Genomic DNA, 21,762 nt, shown 5'->3' with positions numbered 1-21,762 from the left:
CTCCTAGCTGAGGGCGCCGAGCGCGCGGTCGACGTCGTCGAGCACGTCCGGCGGAGTGAACATGAGAGCCTGGCGGAGCGTGCGCCCCTCGGCCCAGACGGTATCGGTGCGCACTGACTCCGCGCGCGCCGGGTCGTGCCCGGCGAGCGCGTCGAGCAGCGCGCGGTACGCCTCGGGGTCGTCGATGATCGCGGCGGTCGGCGAGTCGAGGCCGAGCGGACGTCGCGACGCGACATCCGCCCGCTGCACGAACCGCCACTCGTGGCGACCCGAGCCGACGACGTGCGGGGCGATGCCGGGCAGGTCGACGGACGCCTCGGCGTTCGGCGGCACCTCGGCGACGACCACGACGGCGGCACCCTCGCGGTGCCACGCGACCGACGCGGGCCCGTACGGCGTGCGGAGCGACGCGCGGGCGTGCTCGAGCGCGCGCAGGGGGCGCGGCGCGATGCGGATGCGGCGGTAGCCGGGCGCGGCGGGCGCGAGGCCCGCGACGGTGCGGTGCAGCCAGTCGGCGACCGCGCCGAGCGCGTAGTGGTTGAACGAGGTCATCTCGCCGGGGTTGACCGACCCGTCGGGCAGCAGGCTGTCCCAGCGCTCCCAGACGGTGGTCGCGCCCATCGTGACCGGGTAGAGCCACGAGGGGCACTCGGTCTGGAGCAGCAGGCGCTCGGCGGTGTCGAGGTGTCCGGCGTCGGCGAGCGCGTCGGCGACGAGCGGCGTGCCGACGAAGCCGGTCGCGATGCGGTAGCCGCGCTCGCGCACGAGCACCGCGAGGCGGTCGGCGAGGGCGGCGCGGGTCGTGCCATCCGTCACCAGGTCGAACCGCAGCGCGAGCGCGTACGCGGTGGGCGCGTCGCTCATCATGCGGCCGGCGGGCGTGACGTACTCGGCGACGAACGCCGCACGCGAGCGCTCGGCGAGCGCGTCGAAGTGCGCGTGGTCGTCCTCGTGCCCGAGCAGCTCGGCCGCGTCGGCGACGAGGCGCAGCGAGCGGGCGAGGTGGGCGGAGGCCACGAGGTCGCCGTCGACCTTCGCCTTGCCGGGCTGGTCGGGCGGCGCGTCGGGGTCGAGCCAGTCGCCGAGCTGCATCGCTCCCGCCCAGAGGCCGGAGCCGTCGGTTGCGCGGAGCACCGCGTCGACCCAGTCGCGCATGCTCGGGTAGGCGTCGCGCAGGGCGTCGAGGTCGCCGAAGCGCTCGTACAGCACCCAGGGCACGATCGTCGCGGCGTCGCCCCACGCGGCGACGGGGCCGCCCCCGCCGAACGAGGGCAGCGCGGCCGGCACGACGAGCGGCACCACGCCGTCGTCGCGGCGCTGCTCGTGGGCGAGGTCGCGCAGCCACGACACGAGGAACGCGTCGCAGTCGCCGAGGAACGCGGCGGTCGGCGCGAACACCTGGATGTCGCCCGTCCAGCCGAGGCGCTCGTCACGCTGCGGGCAGTCGGTCGGGATCGACAGGAAGTTGCCGCGCATGCCCCACACGACGTTCTCGTGCAGGCGATCGAGCAGCTCGTGCGACGACGCGAACGAGCCGGTGGCCGGGAGGTCGCTCGCGAGCACCACCGCCGTGACGTCGGCCGGCTCGAACTCCCCGGGCCAGCCCTCGATCGAGGCGTAGCGGAAGCCGTGGAAGGTGAACCGCGGCTCCCATTCGACCGGGCCGCCGCCCGCGAGCACGAGTTCGTCGGTCGCGACCGCGTTGCGCAGCGGGCGGAGCGACAGCTCGCCGTCCTCGAGGACCTCGGCATGGCGCAGCGTCAGCCGCGTGCCGGCAGGCCCGTCGACCCGCAGTCGGAGGCGCCCGACGAGGTTCTGCCCGAAGTCGAGGATCGTCGCGCCTGACGGGGCGGTGAGCACCTCGACCGCCGGAAGCTCGGCGACGCGGCGCACGGGCGGCGCGATGCGCGCCTCAGCGACGGGCACGGCCTCGTATCCGGGCAGGGCGGATGCCGCGACGCGGGCGGGCGCCCACGCCGACGCGTCGAACGCGGGCGTGCACCATCCGTCGACCGTCGCCGCCCGCCCGAGGTCGGCGTGCTCGCCGGCGTAGATGCCGGAGTCGACGATGGTGCCGTCGCCGGATGCGACCCAGCCGTCGCCGGTCGCGACGGTCTCGGTGCGCCCGTCGGCGTACTCGACCACGAGCTGCGCGATGAGGCTCGGCTGGTCGCCGTACACGCGGTCGGCGAACTGGAAGAAGCCGTACTTCTCGGTGTACCACGCCCCGGCGATGGTCGCCCCGAGCACGTTCGCGCCCTCGCGCACCAGCTCGGTGACGTCGACGGTCTCGTGCACGAGCCGGTCGCGGTAGCTCGTCCACCCCGGCGAGAGCACGTCGTCGTCGACCCGGGCGCCGTTGAGCTCGGGCTCGGCGACGCCGAGTGCGGTCCAGTACAGGATGGCGCTGCGCACCGGGCCGTCGACCGTGAACGCGGTGCGGACCAACGCGGGCTGCGCGGGCCGGTCGGGCTGGGCGAGACCGATGGGCTCGGCCACCCACTCGCCCTCGGCGAGGAAGCCGCCGACGACCTCGAGGGGCTCGCTCCACGCGGTCGCGGCGCCTGACTCGGCGGTCACGCGCACGCGCACCTCGCGGCGCTCGCGTGGGGCGAGCGGGGCGAACGGCCAGGCGACGAGCACGGACTCGGCGGTCTCGAGGCGAACCTCCTCGTCACCGGCGCGCAGCTCCACGGCGGCCTGGTGCCATCCGGGCTGCGCCGACTCGACGGTCCAGGTGAGGCGCGGGGTCGAGGTCGCGACGAACTCGGCGTCGTCGCGGAGCTCGGCGCGCAGGGAGGCCACGCGGGCGGAACCCGGCTCGGACGAGACGACGTCGGCCGCGGCATCCGACACCGAATCGGCGTCCACCGACCCGGCGCCGACGGCCTCGACCAGGTGCCTCACGAGTCGTCGCCCTCGTAGTCGATGCGGTCGACGGCGACCTCGCCCTCGAGCGCGAACAGCCCGATCACCCGGCCCGTGAACGACTCGGCGGTCTCCGACGAGAGGTAGCGGCCGTCGAGCTCGAGCAGCACCGTGCGCTCGCCGTCGACGATCGCGGCGAGCTCGACGAGGTCGGACGTGCGGGCCTCGAACGGGCCGCCGTCGGGGCGGCGGCTGCGCAGCTCGAGTGCGAGCGTCGCGCCGTCGAAGGGGAGCTCGGCCGTGCGCTCGAAGCCGGGGACGGCGCCGCGCGCGACGATCCGCCCGGCGCCCGCGGCGATCGAGTAGTGGAAGCGCTCGTCGTAGCGCACGGCGAGCCCGCCGACGCCGGCCGACACGTCGATCGTGGCGGTCGTGCGGGAGGTCTGGTGCTGCTGGCGCCGGCCGAGGAAGACGGGGATGGCGTCGTCGAGCGTCGAGCCGTCGGCACGGAGCACGACCGAGCCGGGCCGGGCGCCGAGGTCGGCGATCGACGCCGGCGTGCGGCGCACCGAGATCCACTCGGGGCCGAGCTCGTCGCCGTCGAAGTCGTCGGCGAACGCGACCGTGCCCGGGCGCGGGTCGAGCTGCACCGGCTCGAACGCCGGCCAGCCGTCATCGCCCCAGGTCACGCGCGACACGAAGGTCTCGCGCCCGAGCGCCGAGAACGCGCGCGTCATGCTGCGCGGCCGCACGCCGAGGAGCACGAGCAGCCATTCGCCGTCGGGGCCGAGGACCAGGTCGCCGTGCCCGGTGTTCTGGATGGGCCGGTCGGTGCCGCGCGCCGTGAGCAGCGGGTTGCCGGGCGCGGTCTCGAACGGGCCCTCGGGGCTCGTGGCGCGCGCGACGCTCACGCTGTGGCCGCGCTCGGTGCCGCCCTCGGCGATCACGAGGTACCACCACTCGCCGATGCGGTACAGGTGCGGCGCCTCGGGGAACTGTCCGCCGACGCCCGACCAGATGCTGCGCGCCTCCTCCAGCGCGCGGCCCGCCTCGAGGTCGACGCGCGCCTGGAGCAGGCCGCGGTGGTGCATGAAGGTCGGCAGCGCGGGGTTCACGCCGAGGCCCGAGAAGGTGAGGTACGCCGTGCCGTCCTCGTCCCACACGAGGTCGGGGTCGATGCCGTCGATGCCGTCGAGCACCACGCCGTCGCTCCACGGACCGGCCGGGTCGGTGGCCGTGAAGTGCAGCGTGCCGCGGCCGAACGCGTCGGTGATGACGAGGTGGAACACCCCGTCGCGATGCCGGATGGTCGGCGCCCACGCGCCGCCCGCCGTCGGCACCCGCTCGACGTCGAGCTGGCCGACACGCGTCGCGACGTTGCCGACCTGCGTCCACGTGACGAAGTCCCGCGAGTGGTAGATCGGGATGCCCGGCAGGTACTCGAACGTCGACGTCGCGAGGTAGAAGTCGTCGCCGACGCGCACGACGCTCGGGTCGGGGTTGAAGCCCGGGATCAGCGGGTTCGGGTACGAGCGGGCCATCAGGCGGGCACCTTCACGGCGAGCGCCGTGGCGGGCGACACGGTCGTCTCGAGCGGCAGGTCGTCGACGGATGCCCCGGCGCGGAGCGTGAACGCCCCCGGCTCGAGCTCCCAGCCGCCGTTCCAGTGCGCGAAGCGGCGCGCGTCGACGGCGATCTCGACGGTCGCGGTCTCGCCCGCCGCGGCGCGCACGACGCCGAAGCCGACGAGCCAGCGCACCGGACGGTCCACGGCCGAGTCGTCGCGCGAGGCGTAGACCTGCACGACCTGCTTGCCGGCACGCTCGCCCGTGTTGGTCACGGTCACCCGCACGACGGCGTCGCCCGCGTCCGCGCCGGTCGCGGCATCCACCGAGATCTCGTCGAACGACCAGGTCGTGTAGCCGAGCCCGTGGCCGAAGGCGTACGCGGGCGCGACGCCGGCGCGCAGCCAGGCGCGGTAGCCCACGTGGACGCCCTCCTCGTAGACCAGGTGCCCGTCGACCGGGGTCACGTCGAGCACGGGGACGGCCTCGAGCGTCGCCGGCCACGAGGTGGGCAGGCGCCCGCCGGGCTCGGCCGCACCGAGCAGGATGTCGGCGATCGCGTCGCCGAACTCCTGGCCGCCGAACCAGCCGAGCAGGATGGCCTGCACGTCGTCGCGCCACGGCATGAGCACGGGCGATCCGGAGTTGACGATGACCACCGTGCGCGGGTTCGCGGCGGCGACCGCGCGGACGAGCTCGTCCTGGCGGCCGGGCAGGTCGAGGTCGCTGCGGTCGTAGCCCTCCGACTCGACCTTCGAGTTGGTGCCGACGACGACCACGGCGACCTCGGCCGCACGGGCCGCCTCGACGGCGCGCGCGATGAGCGCGTCGGGGTCGGTGTCGTCGGGCGCGACGCCGAACGTCACGCTCAGGGCGTTCGCGAGCGCACCGCCCTCGTTGCCGATCTCGAACTCGGCGCGCACGTCGACCGGCACCCCGGCCTCGACGGGCACGGGCACGGTGAGCGAGGGCGGCGACAGGAACGCCGCGCCGAGGTCGGTGCCGGTGATCACGGCCCGGCCGTCGAGCACGGGCTCGCCGTCGACCCACACCCGGCCGTGCTTCGCGGTCGCGAAGCCGAGCCGGATCGTGCCGGTCTCGTCGGGCGTGAACGTGGTGTGGAGCTCGAGCAGGTCGGCCGCCGCGATGGGCGCGTCGCCGCCGAACCAGACGAGCGCGGTCGAGCGACGGTCCTCGCTGAACAGGTCGTCGCCGTCGGCGCCGCGGAACGTCGCGACCAGGCCGGGCTCGCCCGTGCGCGGGTTCGTCAGGCGCGCGAGCGGGATCTCGGCGACGCCCTCCTGCACGACCGCACCGACCTCGTAGACCACCTCGGCGGCGGGGAGCGCGCGGCGGATGCCGTCGAGCGGGGTGACGATCTCGTCGGGCAGGACGGTCGCGCTGCCGCCGCCCTGGGTGCGCGCGTCGCGCGCGTTGTGCCCGATCACGGCCACCTTCGAGAGGGTCGACGAATGCCACGGCAGCTCGCCCTCGTTCTTGACGAGCACGGCGCCCTCGATCTCGGCCTCGCGCGCGAACGCGTGCCCGTCGAGCGGCGCCGGCGTGACGGTCGTCGTGCCCTCGAGCGCGCCGACCCGCTCGCCGAGCAGCAGCAGGCGGAGCACCTTCCGGTCGAGGTCGGCCTCGTCGACGCGGCCGTCGCGGATCGCCCCGGCGAGGTCCTCCCACGCGGGCGCGGGCCCGGGCATCGCGAGGTCCTGCGCGGCCGGGACGGACTCGAGGCTGCGCACCGCGGTCCAGTCGGAGATCACGGCGCCGTCGAAGCCCCACTCGGAGTTCAGCGGCGTCTCGAGCAGGTCGTTCTCGGTCATCGTCACGCCGTCGACCGAGTTGTACGCGCTCATGATCGCCCACGCGCCGGCCTCGACCGTGCGCTCGAACGGCAGCAGGTAGAGCTCGCGCAGCGCGCGCTCGTCGACGTGCACGTCGACCGTGTACCGGTCGGTCTCCGAGTCGTTCGCGACGTAGTGCTTGGGCGTCGCGGCGACGCCGTTCGCCTGCAGGCCCTCGACGTACGCGGCGCCGAGCTCGCCCGAGAGCCACGGGTCCTCGCTGAAGCACTCGAAGTGGCGGCCCCCGAGCGGCGATCGGTGGAGGTTGATCGTCGGTCCGAGCACCACGTCGACGCCCTTGCGACGCGCCTCGAACGCCGAGGCGGCGCCATAGCGGCGGGCGAGCCCCGCATCCCACGACGCGGCGAGCGCCGTGCCCGACGGCAGGTTGAGCGACGGGTCGCGTTCGTCCCACACCGGACCGCGCACGCCGGCCGGGCCGTCCGAGAGGGTCATCGCGCGCAGGCCGATGTGCGGCAGCGGCACGGTGGTCCAGAAGTCGGCGCCGCGCACGAGCGCGACCTTGTCCTCGAGGCTCAGTCGCTCGAGCAGGGGACGCAGGTGGTCGGTGGCGTGGGTCATGCGGAGTTCCTTCGTGATGCGAGCGGGTCGGGCGGCCGTGAGGCGGCCGTCAGGCGGCGGTCTCGAGGAGGCGCCGGCGCGCGGCGCGGCGCTCCTCCTGGTGGTCGGGGTCGGGCACGGGCGCCGCCATGAAGAGGCGCTGCGTGTAAGGGTGCTCGGGGCGCGCGGTCACCTGGTCGCCGTCGCCGTACTCGACGATCTCGCCGTGGTACATGACCGCGACGCGGTGGCTGATGTGCCGCACGACGGCGAGGTCGTGCGAGACGAACAGGTAGGCGACGCCGGTGCGCTCCTGGATCTCGATGAACAGGTCGAGCACGCGCGCCTGGGTCGACAGGTCGAGCGCCGAGACGGGCTCGTCGCACACGATGAGCCTCGGGTCGAGCGCGAGGGCGCGGGCGATCGCGACGCGCTGCCGCTGACCGCCCGAGAACTCACGGGGCAGGCGCGAGCGGGCGTCGGCGGGCAGGCCGACCTGCTCGAGCAGCGCGCCCACGCGCTGCTTCGCCTCGCCGGATCGGACGCCGCGGATCGTGAGCGGCTCGATGAGGATCTGCTCGATCGTCATCGACGGGTTCAGCGACGAGTACGGGTCCTGGAACACGACCTGGACGTCGCTCGCGAGCTCGCGGCGCTCGCGCCGGTTCAGGTGCGAGATGTCACGGCCGTCGAAGCGGATCGTGCCGTCGGTGACGGGCGCGAGCCCGAGCACCGCACGGCCGAGCGTGGTCTTGCCCGACCCGGACTCGCCGACCAGGCCCACGGTCTCGCCCGGGAGGATGTCGAGCGAGACGCCCTTCAGGGCTCGGAACGGCTGGGCGCGGAACCCCTTGCCCGGGTATTCGACGACGAGGTCCTGGACCTCGAGCAGCGGCGCGGTCATCGCGCGCCTCCCTTCGTGAGCAGGCCCTCGGTCGACGTGCCGAGCGGCGGACGGGCGGGACCCTCGTCGAGGATCGCGGAGAGCAGCGACCGCGTGTACGGGTGCTCCGGGTGGCCCAGGATGGCGCGCACCGGGCCGGTCTCGACGATGAGGCCCTGCCGCATGACCGAGACGCGGTCGCACAGGTCGGCCACCACGCCGAAGTTGTGGGTCACGAGCATGAGCGCGAGGTTGCGCTCCTGCTGCAGGTCGCGGAGCAGGTCGAGCACCTCGGCCTGCACCGTCACGTCGAGGGCCGTGGTGGGCTCGTCGGCGATGATCAGGTCGGGCTCGGTCGACACGGCGCCGGCGATGAGCACGCGCTGCGCCATCCCGCCGCTGACCTCGAACGGGTAGGCGTCGAAGGTGCGCTTCGGGTTCGGGATGCCGACCCGCTCGAGCAGGGCGAGCGACTTCTCGGTCGCCTCCTTCTTCGAGAGGCCGAGCGTGACGCGGAGCGGCTCGACGAGCTGGCTGCCGATCGTGAAGGACGGGTCGAGGTTCGACATCGGCTCCTGCGGGATGTAGCCGATGCGGCGGCCGCGGATCGCGGTGTACTCCTTCTCGCCGAGCGTGTCGAGGCGGGTGCCCTCGTAGTCGACCGTGCCGCCCGTGATGTGCCCGCCGCGCGGCAGCAGGCCGAGCACCGCGAACGCGGTCTGGGTCTTGCCCGAGCCGGACTCGCCGATCAGGCCGTGCACCTCGCCGCGACGGATGTCGAGCGAGACGCCGTGCACGACCTCGAGCGGGTCGCCCTTCTCCTGGTCGTAGCCGACCCGGAGGTCGCTCACCCGCAGGACCGTGTCGCCGGCGCGCGCGGCGGCCCGCTCGTCGTCCTCGTGGCGGATCGTCGGCTCGCCGGCCAGCACGGGCACGGACTCCGTGACCGCGCCGATCGAGGTCGTGACGGCGGCGACCGAGCCGGTGGCCGTCGCGACCGCGCGGCGACGGCGACGGCGCACCACGGCGGTGCGCTCGAGCGCGTCGCGCATCGCGTTGGCGAGCAGCGTCAGCGCGATGCAGGTGAGGGCGATCGCGAGCGAGGGCCACAGCATGAGCAACGGCGCCCGGTAGATGTTCGCGAAGCCGTCGTTGAGCATGCCACCCCAGGTGGGCACCGACGTGTCGCCGAGGCCGAGGAACTCCAGCCCCGACTGGATGGCGATCGCGATGCCCGCGATGATGGCCGACTGGATGATGATCGGCGCGCGCACGACCGAGAGGATGTGGCGGGCGATGATGCGCACGTCGCCGAGGCCCGAGACGCGCGCGGCGTCGACGTACAGCTCGGACCGCACGCCGTTCACGGCGGCGTAGGTGAGCCGGTAGTACGCCGGCGAGAGGATCACGCCGAAGATGAGCATCGCGATCCACACCGACGGGCCGACCACGGCGCGCGCGGCGAGCAGCACGACCATGCCGGGCAGGGCCATGACGAGGGCGGTGAGCCATCCGGAGACCGAGTCGAACCAGCCCTTGTAGTAGCCGGCGATCAGGCCGCCGCTCACGCCGATGAGGAGCGAGGTGACGACCGCGACGAGCGCGGCGGCGACGCTGACCTGCGTGGCCGCGAGCAGCCGCGAGAGCACGTCGCGTCCGGCGCTGTCGGCGCCGAGCGGGTGCTCGGGGCTCGGCGGCGCCAGCACGAGCTGCAGCGAGGCCAGGTTCGGGTCGTACGGCGCGATGAACGGGCCGATGATCGCGATGAGCACGACGAGTGCGAGGAACGCGAGCGAGATCGCGCCCAGCGGCCGGCGGACGACGCGCCGCATGAGCGAGGCGCGGACGTGCGGCGTCGGGACGTCGGTGGGCAGTTCCACGGCGGTGGTCATGACAGTCTCACCTTCGGGTTGAGCGCCGCCTGGGCGATGTCGATGAGCAGGTTCACGACGACGACAATGATCGCGGTCGCGATCACGACGCCCATCACGATGGGGATGTCGCCGGCCACCGTGGCCGACACGGTCAGCTGGCCGATGCCCGGCAGGGCGAAGATCTGCTCGATGATGATGGCGCCGCCGAGCAGGCCGATGAACTGCACGGCGAGGACCGCGAGTGCGGGGCCGCCGGCGTTGCGGAGCACGTGCTTGTATACGACGCGGTTGGTGCTGAGCCCGCGCGAGCGGAGCGTGCGGACGTAGTCGCGACCCTGCGCGTCGAGCACCGAACCGCGGATCTGCTGCGCGACGGTCGCGATGGCCCCGATCGACAGCGCGATGATCGGCAGCGTGACCGAGGCGAGCCATCCGCTCGGGGACTCGGTGAACTGGACGTAGCCGGTCGCCTTGAACCAGCCGAGGTTGATCGCGAAGACGATGACGAGCACCAGCGCGATCAGGAAGCTCGGGATCGCGAAGCCGACGACGGAGAAGAACTGGATGGTGCTGTCGATCCAGCCGCCCTTGCGTGCGGCGAGGATGCCGAGGACCACCGAGACGATCGCGGCGATCAGCGTCGCGCCGATCACGATCGAGAGCGTGACCGCGAGGCGGTTGGTGACGCCGGTCGCCACGAGCTGGCCGTTGAACCACGAGCGGCCGAGGTCGCCTGTGAGGGCGGAGGTCAGCCAGTCCCAGAACTGCGTGAGCAGCGGCTGGTCGAGGCCGAGGTCGGCCGCCTTCTGGTCGACGGTCTCCTGCGTGGCGTTCTGGCCGAGGATGCGGCGGGCGATGTCACCGCCGCCGAGGTAGAGGAGCGTGTACGCGAGCAGCGAGATCACGAACACGAGCACGACGCCGGAAGCGAGGCGGCGCAGCACGAATGGGAGCATGACGGTCTCCGTGGGAGTCTGGCGGGATCCGGCGGCCGCGCGAGACCGCGCGGCCGGTGGGACCCGGCCCGCCCCGGTGATCCGGGACGGACCGGGTGGTCGACTCAGCCCTTGGGCTGGAAGTCGTAGATGGCCGGGTAGGCGTTCGTCGGGAGCATCTCGACGGTGGTGTTCGCGTCGGTGGCCATGACGCCCATCACGCGGTACCACGGCGCGAACCAGGCCTGCTCGACGATGTACTCGTTGAGCTCGCCGGCCTTCTCGGCCTGCGTCGCCTCGTCGCCGTTCTGGATCTCGGCGATGAGCTCGTTCACCGTCGGGTCCTCGTACTTGAACGGGTTGAAGATGGCGTTCGGCGCGATCATGAACTGGATGAGCTGCCAGTCCGGGTTCTGCTCGAGCGCCATCCACGACGCCGGGAACTTCGGCGCGAGCAGGTCGGCGATGAAGTTGTTGCCCGGGTCGGTGTACTCGACGGAGATGCCGATGTCGGCGAGCTGCTGCTCGATGAGCGTGAACGTGGCGGGGCTGATCACGGTCGTGCTCGGCATCGACAGGGTGAAGCCGTCGGCGTAGCCCGCCTCGGCGAGCAGTTCCTTGGCCTTCTCGGGGTCGTAGGGGTAGCGGTCGTCGAGCTCGGGGTCGTACGCATCGCTCGTCTCGGGGAACACCTGGCCGGTGACCGTGCCGTTGCCGTTCTGCAGCGCCGTGAGCAGCGCCTCGCGGTCGAACGCGTGGTTGATGGCCTGGCGCACGCGCACGTCGGCGAGCTCGGGCGCGATGGTGCCGGCGCGGTCGAGCAGGAGCAGGCCCTGGAAGTCGAGCTCGTTCGAGTTGAGCGTCCAGCCGGCGGCCTCGACCTCGGCGAGGTTGTCGTTGTTGGCCAGTCGCACGCCGTTCGCCTCGCCGGCCTTGATCGCGTTGAGCGCCGCGGTCGGGTCCTGCAGCACGTTGATCGTGAGCGCGTCGTAGTGCTGGAGGTCGGGGTTCCAGTAGTCCGGGTTGGCGGTGTACACGTAGCTCGTGCCCGTGACCGTCGCCGCGGTGTCGAGGATGTACGGGCCCGAGCCGATCGGGTCGGTCGCGAGCGACTCGGCGTCGGCGAAGGTCTCGGCGCTGGCGATGAGGCCGGGGTCGCGCGTGAGGTAGTTCAGCATCGCGGGGTCGGGCGCGGCGAGCGTGATGACCACGGTCGTCTCGTCGGGCGCCTCGATCGAGGTGATGCCGGCGAAGTAGCCCGCGTCGGGCGAGGTGCCGGTCTGGAACCGCTCGAGGTTCTGCTTGACGACGTCGGCCGTGAGCTTCGAGCCGTCGGTGAACTCGACGTCGTCGCGGATCGTGAGCGTGAGCACGGTGTTGGTCTCGTCGTACTCCCACGACTCGGCCAGGAACGGCTCGATCTCGCCCTCGGCGGTCGCGAGCAGGAGCGTGTCGTAGACGGCCTGGTAGAAGGGGGCGCGGTTGCCCCACTCCGAGCCGGCCGGGTCGAACGTGGTGGGCGCGGCGATCGCGCCGAGGGTCAGGGTGCCGCCACCCTCACCGGAACCCGCCTCGTCGCCGGCAGCGCAGCCGGCGAACGTGAGCGCGGCGGTGGCGGCGATGGCGACGGCTGCTGCGGCCTTCCTCCAACGGAGCATCTTCGGTCCTCTTTTCCGGGGGCGATACCACTGCGGATCGCCTCGTGATGAGAGACCGTAGCACCAATTCCGAGCGTCCACTAGGTTTTTGCAAAAGAATTTCTAGTGATCGCTAGGTTTTCATTTCGGGGCATGTCACCATGGGGTGGTCGGGCCCGGAAACGGAGCGGATCATCCGCCGAAGTAGGCTCGACGGCAACGATGCAGGAGGCACTGGAGTGAGCGAGACGACGACCGCCAGGCGCGGTCGGGGCAACGGCAAGCCGCGCGGTTCGTACGCCAAGTCGGATGCGACGAGAGCGGCGATCCTCGAGGCCGCGCTCGACGTGTTCGCGCGGGGCGGTTATCGGGCCGGCTCGCTTCGCGAGGTCGCCGAGCGCGTCGGGATGACCGAGGCCGGCGTACTCCACCACTTCCGCAACAAGAGCGCGCTGCTCGCCGCGGTGCTCGACCTGCGCGACCAGCACTCGCTCTCGATGGTGCCGCTCCAGGGCGACGACCCCTACGAGGCGTTGCGAGGGCTCGTCACACTCGCCCGATACAACGCGTCGGTTCCCGGCGTGGTCGACCTCTACTGCACGCTCTCCGCCGAGGCGACCTCGCCCGACCACCCTGCGCACGACTACTTCGTGGGCCGCTACGCGTTCACGTTCACGAACATGAGCGCCGCCTTCCAGCGCTGCGCCGACCGAGGCACGCTCCGCCCCGGCGTCACCCCCGCGAACGCCGCGCGCGCCACGATCGCCCTCATGGACGGCCTGCAGGTGCAGTGGCTGCTCGACCGCGACAGCGTCGACATGGCCGAGGAGCTCTCGATCTACCTCCACGGCATCGTCGACTTCCCCGACGAGCCGGCACCGCCCTCCGACGGCTGAGCGCCGGGTACTCGTCCCCCGAACGGGGTGCTTTCTGCGCGCCATCCGTCGCCAGCATGCTTGCGCCATGACCCTGCCCGGCGCGCACGCCGACCCTCCCGCCCCGAATCCGACCGCGGTGCCCGGCTCCGCACACCCCGCGCAGGTCGCGGCCGTCGTCGACCACCTGCTCGCGCACGGCAGCGCGAGCCGGTCCGAGCTCGCCGCCGCCGCGGGACTCGGGCGCACCGCGGCATCCGCGCTGCTGCACCGGCTCGTCGAGCGCGGCGTCGTCGTCGATGCGGATGGCGCGGGCGACGGTCGCGGCGGACGACTCGCCCTCGCCGTGGCCGACCGGCTCCTGCTCCTCGCCGGCGTGGCGGGCGACGACGCCGTCGCGACCCTCGCCGAGCTCGGCGGCAGGGAGGTCGCGCGCTACGAGGAGCCCGTCGCCCTGGTCGACGACGACCCGCGTCCCGGCCCGGCGGCCGCGCTCGACGCGCTCGCGCTCGTCGTCGACCGCGCGATCGCCCAGGCGGCGCGCGACGACCGACGCATCGCGTCGGTGACCGTCGTCGTGCAGGGCGCGGTCGCCGGCTCACCCGAGCTCGCCGTGCTCGACGACGCGCTCGCACTCGAGCCGATCGACGTGATCGGGGCGCTGCGCGCCAGATCCGAGCGGCTCGGCGGAGTCGAGTCGGGGCTCGACCTCGCGCCGGCACTGGTCCCGGGGCCGAGCGCGGACGCCGTGGCCGAGGCCTCGATCCAGCCCGCGTCGGTGCTGCTGCACATCACGGGCGACACGCAGGTCGCCGCGGGCATCGCGATCGCCGGGGCGTCGTACCAGGGCGCGCACGGACTCGCCGGCACCTTCGGGCACCTGCCCGTCGTGCCCGACGGGGTCCGCTGCGCGTGCGGCCAGCGCGGCTGCCTGACGACCGTCGCCGCGCCGGGGGTCGTGCTCGAGCGGGCGGAACTCGCGGAGTTCGAGCGGCAGTACGGCCGACGCGCCGCGCTCGAGGAGCTGTCGGCGCGCATCGCCGAGGCCGAGGACCGTGCGCGCTGGGCCTGGCTCGACGCGGCACGCTGGATCGGACGCACCCTCCAGGTGGTCGTGCCCTCGATCGACCCCGACGTGATCACCGTCGGCGGGTGGTGGGCCCCCCTCGCCGCCGACGTCGAGGCAGCCTTCCGCGACAACCGTCCCGACCTCGGCGGCGGCGCGCTCGCGTCGATCCCGCGGATCGCACCCGCCGCCGCGGGTGCCGACGCCGGCCTCGGCGCCGCGCGTCAGGCGCGCGAGCGCCTGCGCTCGGCGCTCGTGTCGATGTCCTCCTGACGCGGGCGGCGGCCGAACCGCCGGGCGAGGCCCCATCCGGTCACTCGCACGATGGCCTCGAGGACGATCGCGAAGCTCATCTTCGATCGCCCGCGCTCGCGCTCGACGAACGTGACGGGCACCTCGACGACGGTCAGACCGTACTCCACCGCATGCCACAGCATGTCGACCTGGAAGCCGTACCCGCCCGTGTGCACCTGCTCGAGGTGCAGCGCGCGGAGCGCGTCGGCGCGGAACACGCGGTACCCGGCGGTCGCATCCCGCACCGGCAGCGCGAGCATCCAGCGCGAGTACGTGCTGCCCGCCTTCGAGAGCCACATGCGCCGGCGCGGCCAGTTCACCACGGACCCGCCCGGCACCCAGCGCGACCCGATCACCACGTCAGCGGTCCGCCCCGCGGCATCCGTCGCGTCGAGGCCCTCGAGCATCGCGGGAAGCTGCTCGGGCAGGTGCGAGCCGTCGGCGTCGAGCTGCACCACGGGGTCGTAGCCGCGCTCGAGCGCCCAGTCGAAGGCCGCGAGGTACGCCGCACCCAGCCCCTCCTTGCCGCGGCGATGCAGCACCTGCACCGCCGCATCGACCCGGGCGAGCCCGTCGGCGATCTCGCCGGTGCCGTCGGGCGAGTTGTCGTCGACCACGAGCACCGAGGCCCCGGGCAGCGCATCGCGCACGCGCCCGACGATGTCGGCCAGGTTCTCCCGCTCGTTGTAGGTGGGAACGACCACCAGCGGCCCGCTCATCCGCTGCTCCTCACCTCGGGCTTGGCACTGGTGGAATCGTACCGGCGCGAGCCCGATACACCCACACCCTGCGCAACGGCCCGGAATCGAGGCATCCGACCGGGGGCCTTGTCGGGCCGCCCGACGGGATGCTGGACTGGCGGCGCACGCCACGACGAGACCACTCGAGGCGACCGCGCGAGACCAGGGGGAACCAGATGCCGACCATCACGATCGGGACCGAGAACTCGGCACCCATCGAGCTCTACTACGAGGATCACGGCGAGGGACGTCCGGTGGTCCTGAGCCACGGGTATCCGCTCGACGGACAGTCCTGGGAGAAGCAGCAGCGCGCGCTGCTCGCCGCCGGCTACCGCGTGATCGTCTACGACCGGCGCGGGTTCGGACGGTCGGGCAAGCCGACCATCGGGTACGACTGCGACACCTTCGCCGCCGACCTCCACGCGCTCCTCGAGACGCTCGACCTGCGGGAGGTCTCGCTCGTGGGCTTCTCGATGGGAACGGGCGACATCACCCGGTACCTCGGCACGCACGGCAGCAGCCGCGTGGCGAAGGCCGCGTTCCTCGGCTCGCAGCAGCCGTACCTGCGGCAGACCGAGGACAACCCCGGCGGTGCCGCGCCCGACTTCGACGGGCTCAAGGCGCAGGCCGAGGGCGATCGCTTCGCGTGGTTCGACGCCTACTTCGAGAACTTCTACAACCTCGACGAGAACCTCGGCTCGCGCATCTCCGAAGCCGCCGTGCGCGGCAACTGGGCGACCGCGGCGCAGGCGTCCTGGTTCGCCGTGTCGGCGTGCGTCGACGCCTGGCTGACCGATTTCCGCGACGACATCGAGCGGATCGACGTGCCGGCGCTGATCCTGCACGGCACGGCCGACCGCATCCTGCCGATCGACGTGACGGCCAGGCGGTTCCGGAAGCTCCTTCCCGAGGCGGACTACGTCGAGATCGAGGGCGCGCCCCACGGGCTGCTGTGGACGCACGCCGACGAGGTCAACGCGGCGCTGCTGACGTTCGTCGCGAGCTGAGCGAGCCGAGCAGGTCGGGCCCGCCCGGCCCGCTCGTCGCACGGGTGGGGGCGGGGCGCGACCTCGCGACCGCGCCCCGGCCGTTTCAGCGGCGCAGCTCCAGCGTGCAGCACTTGACACCGCCGCCGCCGAGCAGCAGCTCGGAGAGGTCGACGCCGATCGGCTGGTAGCCCGCCTCGCGCAGCTGCTGTTCGAAGCCGACGGCACGGGCCGCGATCACGACGTTGAGCCCGTCGCTGTACGAGTTGAGGCCGAGGACCGCGGCGTCCTCCTCGGAGACGAGGATCGCGTCGGGGTACCGCTCCTCGAGGATCGCGCGCGAGGGCTCGTCGAACGCGCTCGGCAGGTAGGCGATGTGCTCTTGGCCGGCACGCGAGTCGAGCACCGCGATCGCCGTGTCGAGGTGGTAGAAGCTCGGGTCGACGAGGTTCAGCGTGACCACCTCGCGGCCCGTGATGCGCGCGAGCTCGTCGTGGCTCGACGAGTCGCTGCGGAACCCGGTGCCCGCCAGGATCACGTCGCCGACGAGCAGGAAGTCGCCCTCGCCCTCGTTGACCTCGGCGGGCTCGCGCACGTCGAAGCCGGCCTCGCGGAACCAGTCCATGTAGGCGGGACCCTCGGCCGCGCGCTGCGCGTGCGTGAACCGCGCGCCGTACGCGATCCCGTCGATCACGGTGCCGCCGTTGGCCGCGTAGACCATGTCGGGCAGGCCTTCGACGGGGTCGATCAGGTGCACGTCGAAGCCGAGGCCGACGTACGTGTCGTGCAGCACCTGCCACTGCGCGACGGCGAGCTCGGTATTCGTGGGCTTGGCCGGATCCATCCACGGGTTGATCTGGTACACCACCGTGAAGTGCTCGGGACGGCACATCAGCACCGTCTTCTTCGACGGCGTGCGTCGGGCCGCGGGGGCCGTGCGAGCCTCGTCGCGGGTCTCGTTCTGGGTCTCGGTCACAGTCGACATCTCACTCCTCAGGAGGTACTCGTGAGCCGAGCGCGGCGGCGCGCCGCCGAGCCGGCTGGTGTGGTGTCGGCGGACCAGGTCGCTCTCTCGAGCCCCGGCGACGGCGACGGATCGCGCCGACGTCGAGACGCCGCTTCCAGTGTGCCCGCGAAGTCGCGCGCCTTCTCGGCATCGTGCACACGAATCCTGCGCATTCTGGCCCGATTCGCAATGAATCGAGGGTCGCGGATGGCACATCCGCACGCTTCCGGCGCTCCGACGGCGCGACGACGCCCTCGGATCGTGCGCGGCCGCAGGTTGCCTGTCGACGACGCGTCGGGCAGCCTGAGCGCGTCCCCGCTCCCTATCGGACTCGTCGTCTGGCTGGCCTCGGGGGCGGACGGCGTCATCGCGTCCACGACCGGCTGACGCCTCGCGCCGCCGGCGTTGCGCACCCGGCCCGACGCGGTGGATGCTGGAGTGATCGGCCCTGTGCCGAGCGGACGGCGGTACCCACGATGTCGCAGCTCGACGACGAACGGGTCGCGCGGTTGCAGCGTGCGGCCTACGGCGCCCACGTGTCCGATGCCGAGCGCGCCGTCGCCGAGAACGAGCTCGCGGCGATCCGGAACCGTCTCGGGACCGACCCGCCGGCCGGGATCGACGGGGCGAGCGCGACGACGCCGACGTCCGCCGGAGCGGACGCATCCGCCGCACCGTCTCGAACGTCGCTGATCGCGGCGAGCGCGTTCGCGCTGGTCGTGGGCGTCGGGATCGGCGTGTCGCTCGACTCCGTCGCGGAGCTGTCCGAGACAGCTCGCACGGTCCCCGCGGCCCGGACGGAGGCATGGAGTGTCTTCCAGCTCCCGCCGCTGAACGGCCACCCCGCCCGGTTCCCCGTGCCCGACGCCGACCTCGACCTCGACCTCGAGAGCCGGCGCGTGCTCGCCTCGCGCTGGGACGGCGTCCGGGTGATCGCGGTGCGAACGACCGACGGGGAGGACGGGTGCCTCGTCCTGATCGTGCCGCTCGGCCCGCCCGCGACCGCGTGCACCACTGACGGACGATTCCCCCTCAGCGGGCTCATGGCGTCCACGGAGGTGCGAGGCGCCGGTGTCTACAGCGCGACGTGGGAGGTCACCGGCCACGTGTCACTCGCGCCGGCGGTCCCGGCCGAGTGATGACGACACCTGACCGATCACGCCCGATATCCCCGATCACGCCCGCTGCTGTTGCCCGCCGCATCGCCGAGGAGGATCCTGAGATGGGGGCCGGTCGCATCGTGCCGGCCACCTCCGGGGGTCACCGGTGTTGGACGACGAGCACATCGCGGAACTGCAGCGCAGGGCCTACGGCGCGGACACGCCGGATTCCGTCCGGGCGCGTGCCGCCGCCGAACTCGCCGCGCTCGCCGCGCTCGCCGCCTCCGCGGCCCGGGGCGGCTCGCGTCCCCAGGTGGGCGCGGATGATGGGCCTGCGCGCGATGCGGTCGCGGGCGATGCGGTCGCGGGCGATCCAGCCGCACGCGTCGAGGTCGCGAGCGACGTCGTCGCCGGCGGCGCGGTCGTCGACGAACCGGCGCCCGTTCCCGCCGACGCCCGATCTGCCAGCCCCGACGGAACCCGCTCCCGAGTGCGGCGCTGGGCAGCGGCCTTCGGCATCGCGGGCCTGCTGGTCGGCGCCGCGGCCGGCACCGTCGTCGGCCGCACGAGCTCGGCGGGGCCTGATGTCGCTCCGGCCGACGTCGCCCCGACCGGACCCGCATTCGGCTCGGGCGAGCCCGGCACGCCGCTCGACGACAGCGGCCTCGTGCACCTTTTCGACCGGCTGCCGCCCACTGCCGCCGACGGTGAGCTGGGCTTGGCCGTCTCAGAGATGGATCCGGCGTCCCTGCGACTGGTCGCGACCCGGACCGACGGCCCTGCCGCCTACATCGCCCGCACCGTCGACGGGAACGATGTCTGCCTCATCCTGGTCGTGGCGCCCGACGGATGGGTGGAGTACCGGTGCACGAGCGGCGGGCGACTGCCGGCCGGCGGTCTCCGGATCCAGGTCGCGCATCCGGTCGCGGGATTCGCCGTGGCGATCCTCAACAGCGGGGGCACGCTCACGCTTGGGCTCAACGCCGGGCGATGAGGCGGACGGCTGCCGCGTCAGGCGGCGTCGGCGCGCCGTCCGTCGTTCTTGCGGTCGCGCCATGCGAGCCAGTGCCTGACGGCCGTGTCGTCGTAGGCGGGCCCCGAGAGGCCGAGCGTGAACAGGCGCACGCCGGCGTCGTACAGGGCGTCGGCGTGGTCGTCGTCGATGCGGCCGCGCGAGAGCTCGTTCGAGATCGTGATCTCGGAGACATCCCGCCCGACCTTCTCGCCCCAGCGGGCGAGCACGTCGAGCTTGTGCGCGATCGCGTCGGGCCGCACGAACGAGTGCCAGATGTCGGCGTGCTCGGCGACGAGTCGCAGGGTCTTCTGCTCGCCCTGGCCGCCGATCATGATCGGGATGTCGCGCGTCGGCCCCGGATTGAGCTGCGCCCAGCGCGCCTTCACGCGCGGCAGCGCCTCGGCGAGGTCGTCGAGGCGCGAGCCGACCGTGCCGAACTCGTAGCCGTACTCGTCGTAGTCGCGCTCGAACCAGCCCGAGCCAGTGCCGAAGATGAACCGGCCGCGATCGCCGCCCTTCGCACTGATGTGGTCGAGCGTGCGGGCCATGTCGGCCTGAAGGTCGGCGTTGCGGTACGAGTTGCAGTTCACGAGCGTGCCGAACTCGACGCGCGCGGTCTGCTCGGCCCACGCGCCGAGCATGGTCCACGCCTCGAAGTGCAGGCCGTCGCGGTCGCCCGAGAGCGGGAAGAAGTGGTCCCAGTTGAAGACCACGTCGACGCCGAGGTCCTCCATGCGGAGCACCGCGTCGCGGATCTGCGCGTAGCTCGCGTGCTGGGGCTGCAGCTGCACGCCGAGGCGTGCGGGCGCATTCGTGTTCGTCGCGTTCCGGGTCATGCTTCGACCCTAGGCACACTGGCGAGCGGTTTCCGAGGGGTTGCGTTGCGCCCACCGCGAACGGACGGTGCGGTCCCCCGCTCCCCTCTTCCTCTTCCGCTGCCGACTCACGCGAATCCGCCCCTGCAAGGGCGGATTCGCGTGAGTCGGGTCGCGGTGAGGTCGATGCAGTGCCGCCCGCCGCGCGAGGCACGACGGGCGGCGCGCCGAGCGCGGCTACCCCTGCGCGCGCTCGCTTGCCCGCGTCGCCCCGACGGACGGCGCCGGCTCGTCGGCGCCCGCCTCCTCGCGGAGGTCGAGCATCGGCACCGGGCGACGGAACCCGCGCGTCACGACCGCGAGCAGCACCACGCCGAGCCCGAGCCAGATCAGCCCGACGACGAACGTGCGCGGCGAGAGGCTCGTCCAGAGCCACAGCGTGAGCGCGAAGCCCACGAGCGGCAGCACCAGGTTGTTCACCACGGCCCCGCCCGACCGCTCTCGCCGGTCGACGAAGTAGTGCTTGATCACGGTGAGGTTCACGACCGAGAACGCGATGAGGGCGCCGAAGCTGATCATCTCGACGAGCAGTCCGAGGTCGATCACGACCGCGAGCAGCGAGATCGCCGACACCACGAGGATCGCGATCACGGGCGTGCGGAACCGCTCGGAGAGCCGCCCGAAGACGGCGCGCGGCAGCACGCGGTCGCGACCCATCGCGTAGAGGATGCGCGCGACCGATGCCTGCGACGTGAGCGCCGATCCGGTCGCGCCCGCGATGTACGCCGCGGTGAAGAACACGGCGAGGAACTCGCCGCCGGCCGCGCCCATGACGTCGAGCGCCGCCGAGTCGACCGATGCGAACGCGTTCGACGGGTAGACGACCTGCGACACCCACGACAGCAGGATGAAGATCACGCCCGCGGCGACGGTGGTCCACATGATGGCGCGCGGCACCGAGCGGGTCGGGTCCTTCGCCTCCTCGGAGAGCGTCGAGACCGCGTCGAATCCGAGGAACGACAGGCACAGCACGGCGGCGCCCGCGAACAGCACGCCCGGCCCCTCGACCGAGCCGTCGCCCGTGAACGGCGCGAGCAGGTCGACCTGTCCGGTGCCGCCGATCGCGGAGAGGCTGAGCGCGACGAAGGTCACGATGAACAGCGCCTGCACGGCGATGATCACGAAGTTCGCGCGTGCGACCGACACGATGCCGATGATGTTCAGCGCGGTCACGACCAGGATCGACGCGACGATGAACACCCACTGCGGCACGGCCGGGAACGCGGCGTTCAGGTAGATGCCGATGACGAGGTAGTTGATCATCGGCAGGAACAGGTAGTCGAGCATGAGCGACCAGCCGGCGAGGAATCCGACGCCGGGTCCGAAGGTGCGCTGCGCGTACACGTAGGCGGATCCCGCGTAGGGGTAGGCCACCGCCATCCGGGCGTACGACCGCGCCGTGAAGAACATCGCGACCAGCGTGATCGCGTAGGCGAGCGGAACGCGCCCGCCCGTCAGCTCGGTGACGATGCCGTAGGTCGTGAAGACCGTGAGCGGCACCATGTAGACGAGCCCGAACAGCACGAGCGAGGGCACGCCGAGCACGCGCCGCAGGTGGGCGTGCTCGGTGCCGGATGCCGCGGGGCCGGGCTCGCCGGCGACGGAGGTCTGGGACATCGGGTGGGTCCT

At 72.7% G+C, this 21,762-nt stretch carries 16 protein-coding genes; 5 read left to right on the top strand and 11 right to left on the bottom strand.

Annotated elements, in window-relative coordinates:
• Positions 1-3: 3 nt before the first annotated feature.
• From AC3RKB_RS06770 to AC3RKB_RS06740, 7 genes are all read right to left on the bottom strand, one after another.
• On the bottom strand, positions 4-2,907 hold the full coding sequence (locus AC3RKB_RS06770; protein ID WP_491435292.1) for an alpha-L-rhamnosidase: 2,904 nt from the start codon (positions 2,905-2,907) through the stop codon (positions 4-6).
• Positions 2,904-4,409 (bottom strand): glycoside hydrolase family 43 protein, encoded by a 1,506-nt coding sequence (locus AC3RKB_RS06765; RefSeq protein ID WP_491435291.1) that lies wholly within the window; start codon positions 4,407-4,409, stop codon positions 2,904-2,906. The genes AC3RKB_RS06770 and AC3RKB_RS06765 overlap by 4 nt, the downstream gene beginning before the upstream one ends.
• Positions 4,409-6,868, bottom strand: coding sequence for a glycoside hydrolase family 3 protein (locus tag AC3RKB_RS06760; RefSeq protein ID WP_491435289.1), 2,460 nt, complete (start codon positions 6,866-6,868; stop codon positions 4,409-4,411). The genes AC3RKB_RS06765 and AC3RKB_RS06760 overlap by 1 nt, the downstream gene beginning before the upstream one ends.
• A 49-nt stretch (positions 6,869-6,917) precedes the next feature.
• Positions 6,918-7,751 (bottom strand): ATP-binding cassette domain-containing protein, encoded by an 834-nt coding sequence (locus AC3RKB_RS06755; protein WP_491435287.1) that lies wholly within the window; start codon positions 7,749-7,751, stop codon positions 6,918-6,920.
• Positions 7,748-9,622, bottom strand: coding sequence for a dipeptide/oligopeptide/nickel ABC transporter permease/ATP-binding protein (locus AC3RKB_RS06750; protein WP_491435286.1), 1,875 nt, complete (start codon positions 9,620-9,622; stop codon positions 7,748-7,750). The genes AC3RKB_RS06755 and AC3RKB_RS06750 overlap by 4 nt, the downstream gene beginning before the upstream one ends.
• Positions 9,619-10,560 (bottom strand): ABC transporter permease, encoded by a 942-nt coding sequence (locus AC3RKB_RS06745; protein WP_491435285.1) that lies wholly within the window; start codon positions 10,558-10,560, stop codon positions 9,619-9,621. The genes AC3RKB_RS06750 and AC3RKB_RS06745 overlap by 4 nt, the downstream gene beginning before the upstream one ends.
• Positions 10,561-10,664: 104 nt before the next feature.
• Positions 10,665-12,197 (bottom strand): ABC transporter substrate-binding protein, encoded by a 1,533-nt coding sequence (locus AC3RKB_RS06740; protein WP_491435284.1) that lies wholly within the window; start codon positions 12,195-12,197, stop codon positions 10,665-10,667.
• Between the two features lie 218 nt (positions 12,198-12,415).
• On the opposite strand from AC3RKB_RS06740, the gene AC3RKB_RS06735 reads away from it, so the two are divergent.
• Both AC3RKB_RS06735 and AC3RKB_RS06730 read left to right on the top strand, forming a co-directional pair.
• Complete coding sequence (locus tag AC3RKB_RS06735) at positions 12,416-13,072, top strand: TetR/AcrR family transcriptional regulator (RefSeq protein WP_491435282.1); 657 nt, start codon at positions 12,416-12,418, stop codon at positions 13,070-13,072.
• Between the two features lie 67 nt (positions 13,073-13,139).
• Positions 13,140-14,390, top strand: coding sequence for an ROK family protein (locus tag AC3RKB_RS06730; RefSeq protein WP_491435281.1), 1,251 nt, complete (start codon positions 13,140-13,142; stop codon positions 14,388-14,390).
• Here AC3RKB_RS06730 and AC3RKB_RS06725 read toward each other — a convergent pair.
• On the bottom strand, positions 14,342-15,130 hold the full coding sequence (locus tag AC3RKB_RS06725) for a polyprenol monophosphomannose synthase (protein ID WP_491435279.1): 789 nt from the start codon (positions 15,128-15,130) through the stop codon (positions 14,342-14,344). The two genes, AC3RKB_RS06730 and AC3RKB_RS06725, sit on opposite strands and share 49 nt — an antisense overlap.
• Positions 15,131-15,327: 197 nt before the next feature.
• Between AC3RKB_RS06725 and AC3RKB_RS06720 the strand changes: the two genes are divergently transcribed.
• On the top strand, positions 15,328-16,158 hold the full coding sequence (locus AC3RKB_RS06720) for an alpha/beta fold hydrolase (protein ID WP_491435277.1): 831 nt from the start codon (positions 15,328-15,330) through the stop codon (positions 16,156-16,158).
• An 85-nt stretch (positions 16,159-16,243) separates the two neighbouring features.
• Here the strand turns inward: AC3RKB_RS06720 and ddaH are convergent, their stop codons facing one another.
• Positions 16,244-17,122 carry a dimethylargininase gene (gene ddaH / locus AC3RKB_RS06715; RefSeq protein WP_491435276.1) on the bottom strand — a complete coding sequence of 293 codons (879 nt, stop codon included), beginning with the start codon at positions 17,120-17,122 and terminating at the stop codon, positions 16,244-16,246.
• Between the two features lie 497 nt (positions 17,123-17,619).
• On the opposite strand from ddaH, the gene AC3RKB_RS06710 reads away from it, so the two are divergent.
• Both AC3RKB_RS06710 and AC3RKB_RS06705 read left to right on the top strand, forming a co-directional pair.
• Positions 17,620-18,282: a hypothetical protein gene (locus AC3RKB_RS06710; protein WP_491435275.1), complete on the top strand. Its 663-nt coding sequence runs from the start codon at positions 17,620-17,622 to the stop codon at positions 18,280-18,282.
• A 127-nt stretch (positions 18,283-18,409) separates the two neighbouring features.
• Positions 18,410-19,237, top strand: coding sequence for a hypothetical protein (locus AC3RKB_RS06705; protein ID WP_491435274.1), 828 nt, complete (start codon positions 18,410-18,412; stop codon positions 19,235-19,237).
• Positions 19,238-19,254: 17 nt separating this feature from the next.
• Here the strand turns inward: AC3RKB_RS06705 and AC3RKB_RS06700 are convergent, their stop codons facing one another.
• Entirely contained in the window at positions 19,255-20,094 is an 840-nt protein-coding gene (locus tag AC3RKB_RS06700; RefSeq protein WP_491435272.1) for an LLM class F420-dependent oxidoreductase, read from the bottom strand.
• A 216-nt stretch (positions 20,095-20,310) separates the two neighbouring features.
• Positions 20,311-21,750 carry an APC family permease gene (locus AC3RKB_RS06695; protein WP_491435271.1) on the bottom strand — a complete coding sequence of 480 codons (1,440 nt, stop codon included), beginning with the start codon at positions 21,748-21,750 and terminating at the stop codon, positions 20,311-20,313.
• Positions 21,751-21,762 lie beyond the last annotated feature (12 nt).

Source organism: Agromyces capsici, from assembly GCF_058349965.1.
The sequence above is the reverse complement of the archived record's forward strand: the minus strand, read 5'-3'. Positions and strand labels throughout refer to the sequence as shown.

Coding starts and splice junctions, on each gene's coding strand:
- AC3RKB_RS06765 (WP_491435291.1), bottom strand. CDS start 4,409: ATGGCCCGCTCGTACCCGAACCCGCTGATCCCGGGCTTCAACCCCGAC.
- AC3RKB_RS06760 (WP_491435289.1), bottom strand. CDS start 6,868: ATGACCCACGCCACCGACCACCTGCGTCCCCTGCTCGAGCGACTGAGC.
- AC3RKB_RS06755 (WP_491435287.1), bottom strand. CDS start 7,751: ATGACCGCGCCGCTGCTCGAGGTCCAGGACCTCGTCGTCGAATACCCG.
- AC3RKB_RS06750 (WP_491435286.1), bottom strand. CDS start 9,622: ATGACCACCGCCGTGGAACTGCCCACCGACGTCCCGACGCCGCACGTC.
- AC3RKB_RS06745 (WP_491435285.1), bottom strand. CDS start 10,560: ATGCTCCCATTCGTGCTGCGCCGCCTCGCTTCCGGCGTCGTGCTCGTG.
- AC3RKB_RS06740 (WP_491435284.1), bottom strand. CDS start 12,197: ATGCTCCGTTGGAGGAAGGCCGCAGCAGCCGTCGCCATCGCCGCCACC.
- AC3RKB_RS06730 (WP_491435281.1), top strand. CDS start 13,140: ATGACCCTGCCCGGCGCGCACGCCGACCCTCCCGCCCCGAATCCGACC.
- AC3RKB_RS06725 (WP_491435279.1), bottom strand. CDS start 15,130: ATGAGCGGGCCGCTGGTGGTCGTTCCCACCTACAACGAGCGGGAGAAC.
- AC3RKB_RS06720 (WP_491435277.1), top strand. CDS start 15,328: ATGCCGACCATCACGATCGGGACCGAGAACTCGGCACCCATCGAGCTC.
- ddaH (WP_491435276.1), bottom strand. CDS start 17,122: ATGTCGACTGTGACCGAGACCCAGAACGAGACCCGCGACGAGGCTCGC.
- AC3RKB_RS06710 (WP_491435275.1), top strand. CDS start 17,620: ATGTCGCAGCTCGACGACGAACGGGTCGCGCGGTTGCAGCGTGCGGCC.
- AC3RKB_RS06700 (WP_491435272.1), bottom strand. CDS start 20,094: ATGACCCGGAACGCGACGAACACGAATGCGCCCGCACGCCTCGGCGTG.
- AC3RKB_RS06695 (WP_491435271.1), bottom strand. CDS start 21,750: ATGTCCCAGACCTCCGTCGCCGGCGAGCCCGGCCCCGCGGCATCCGGC.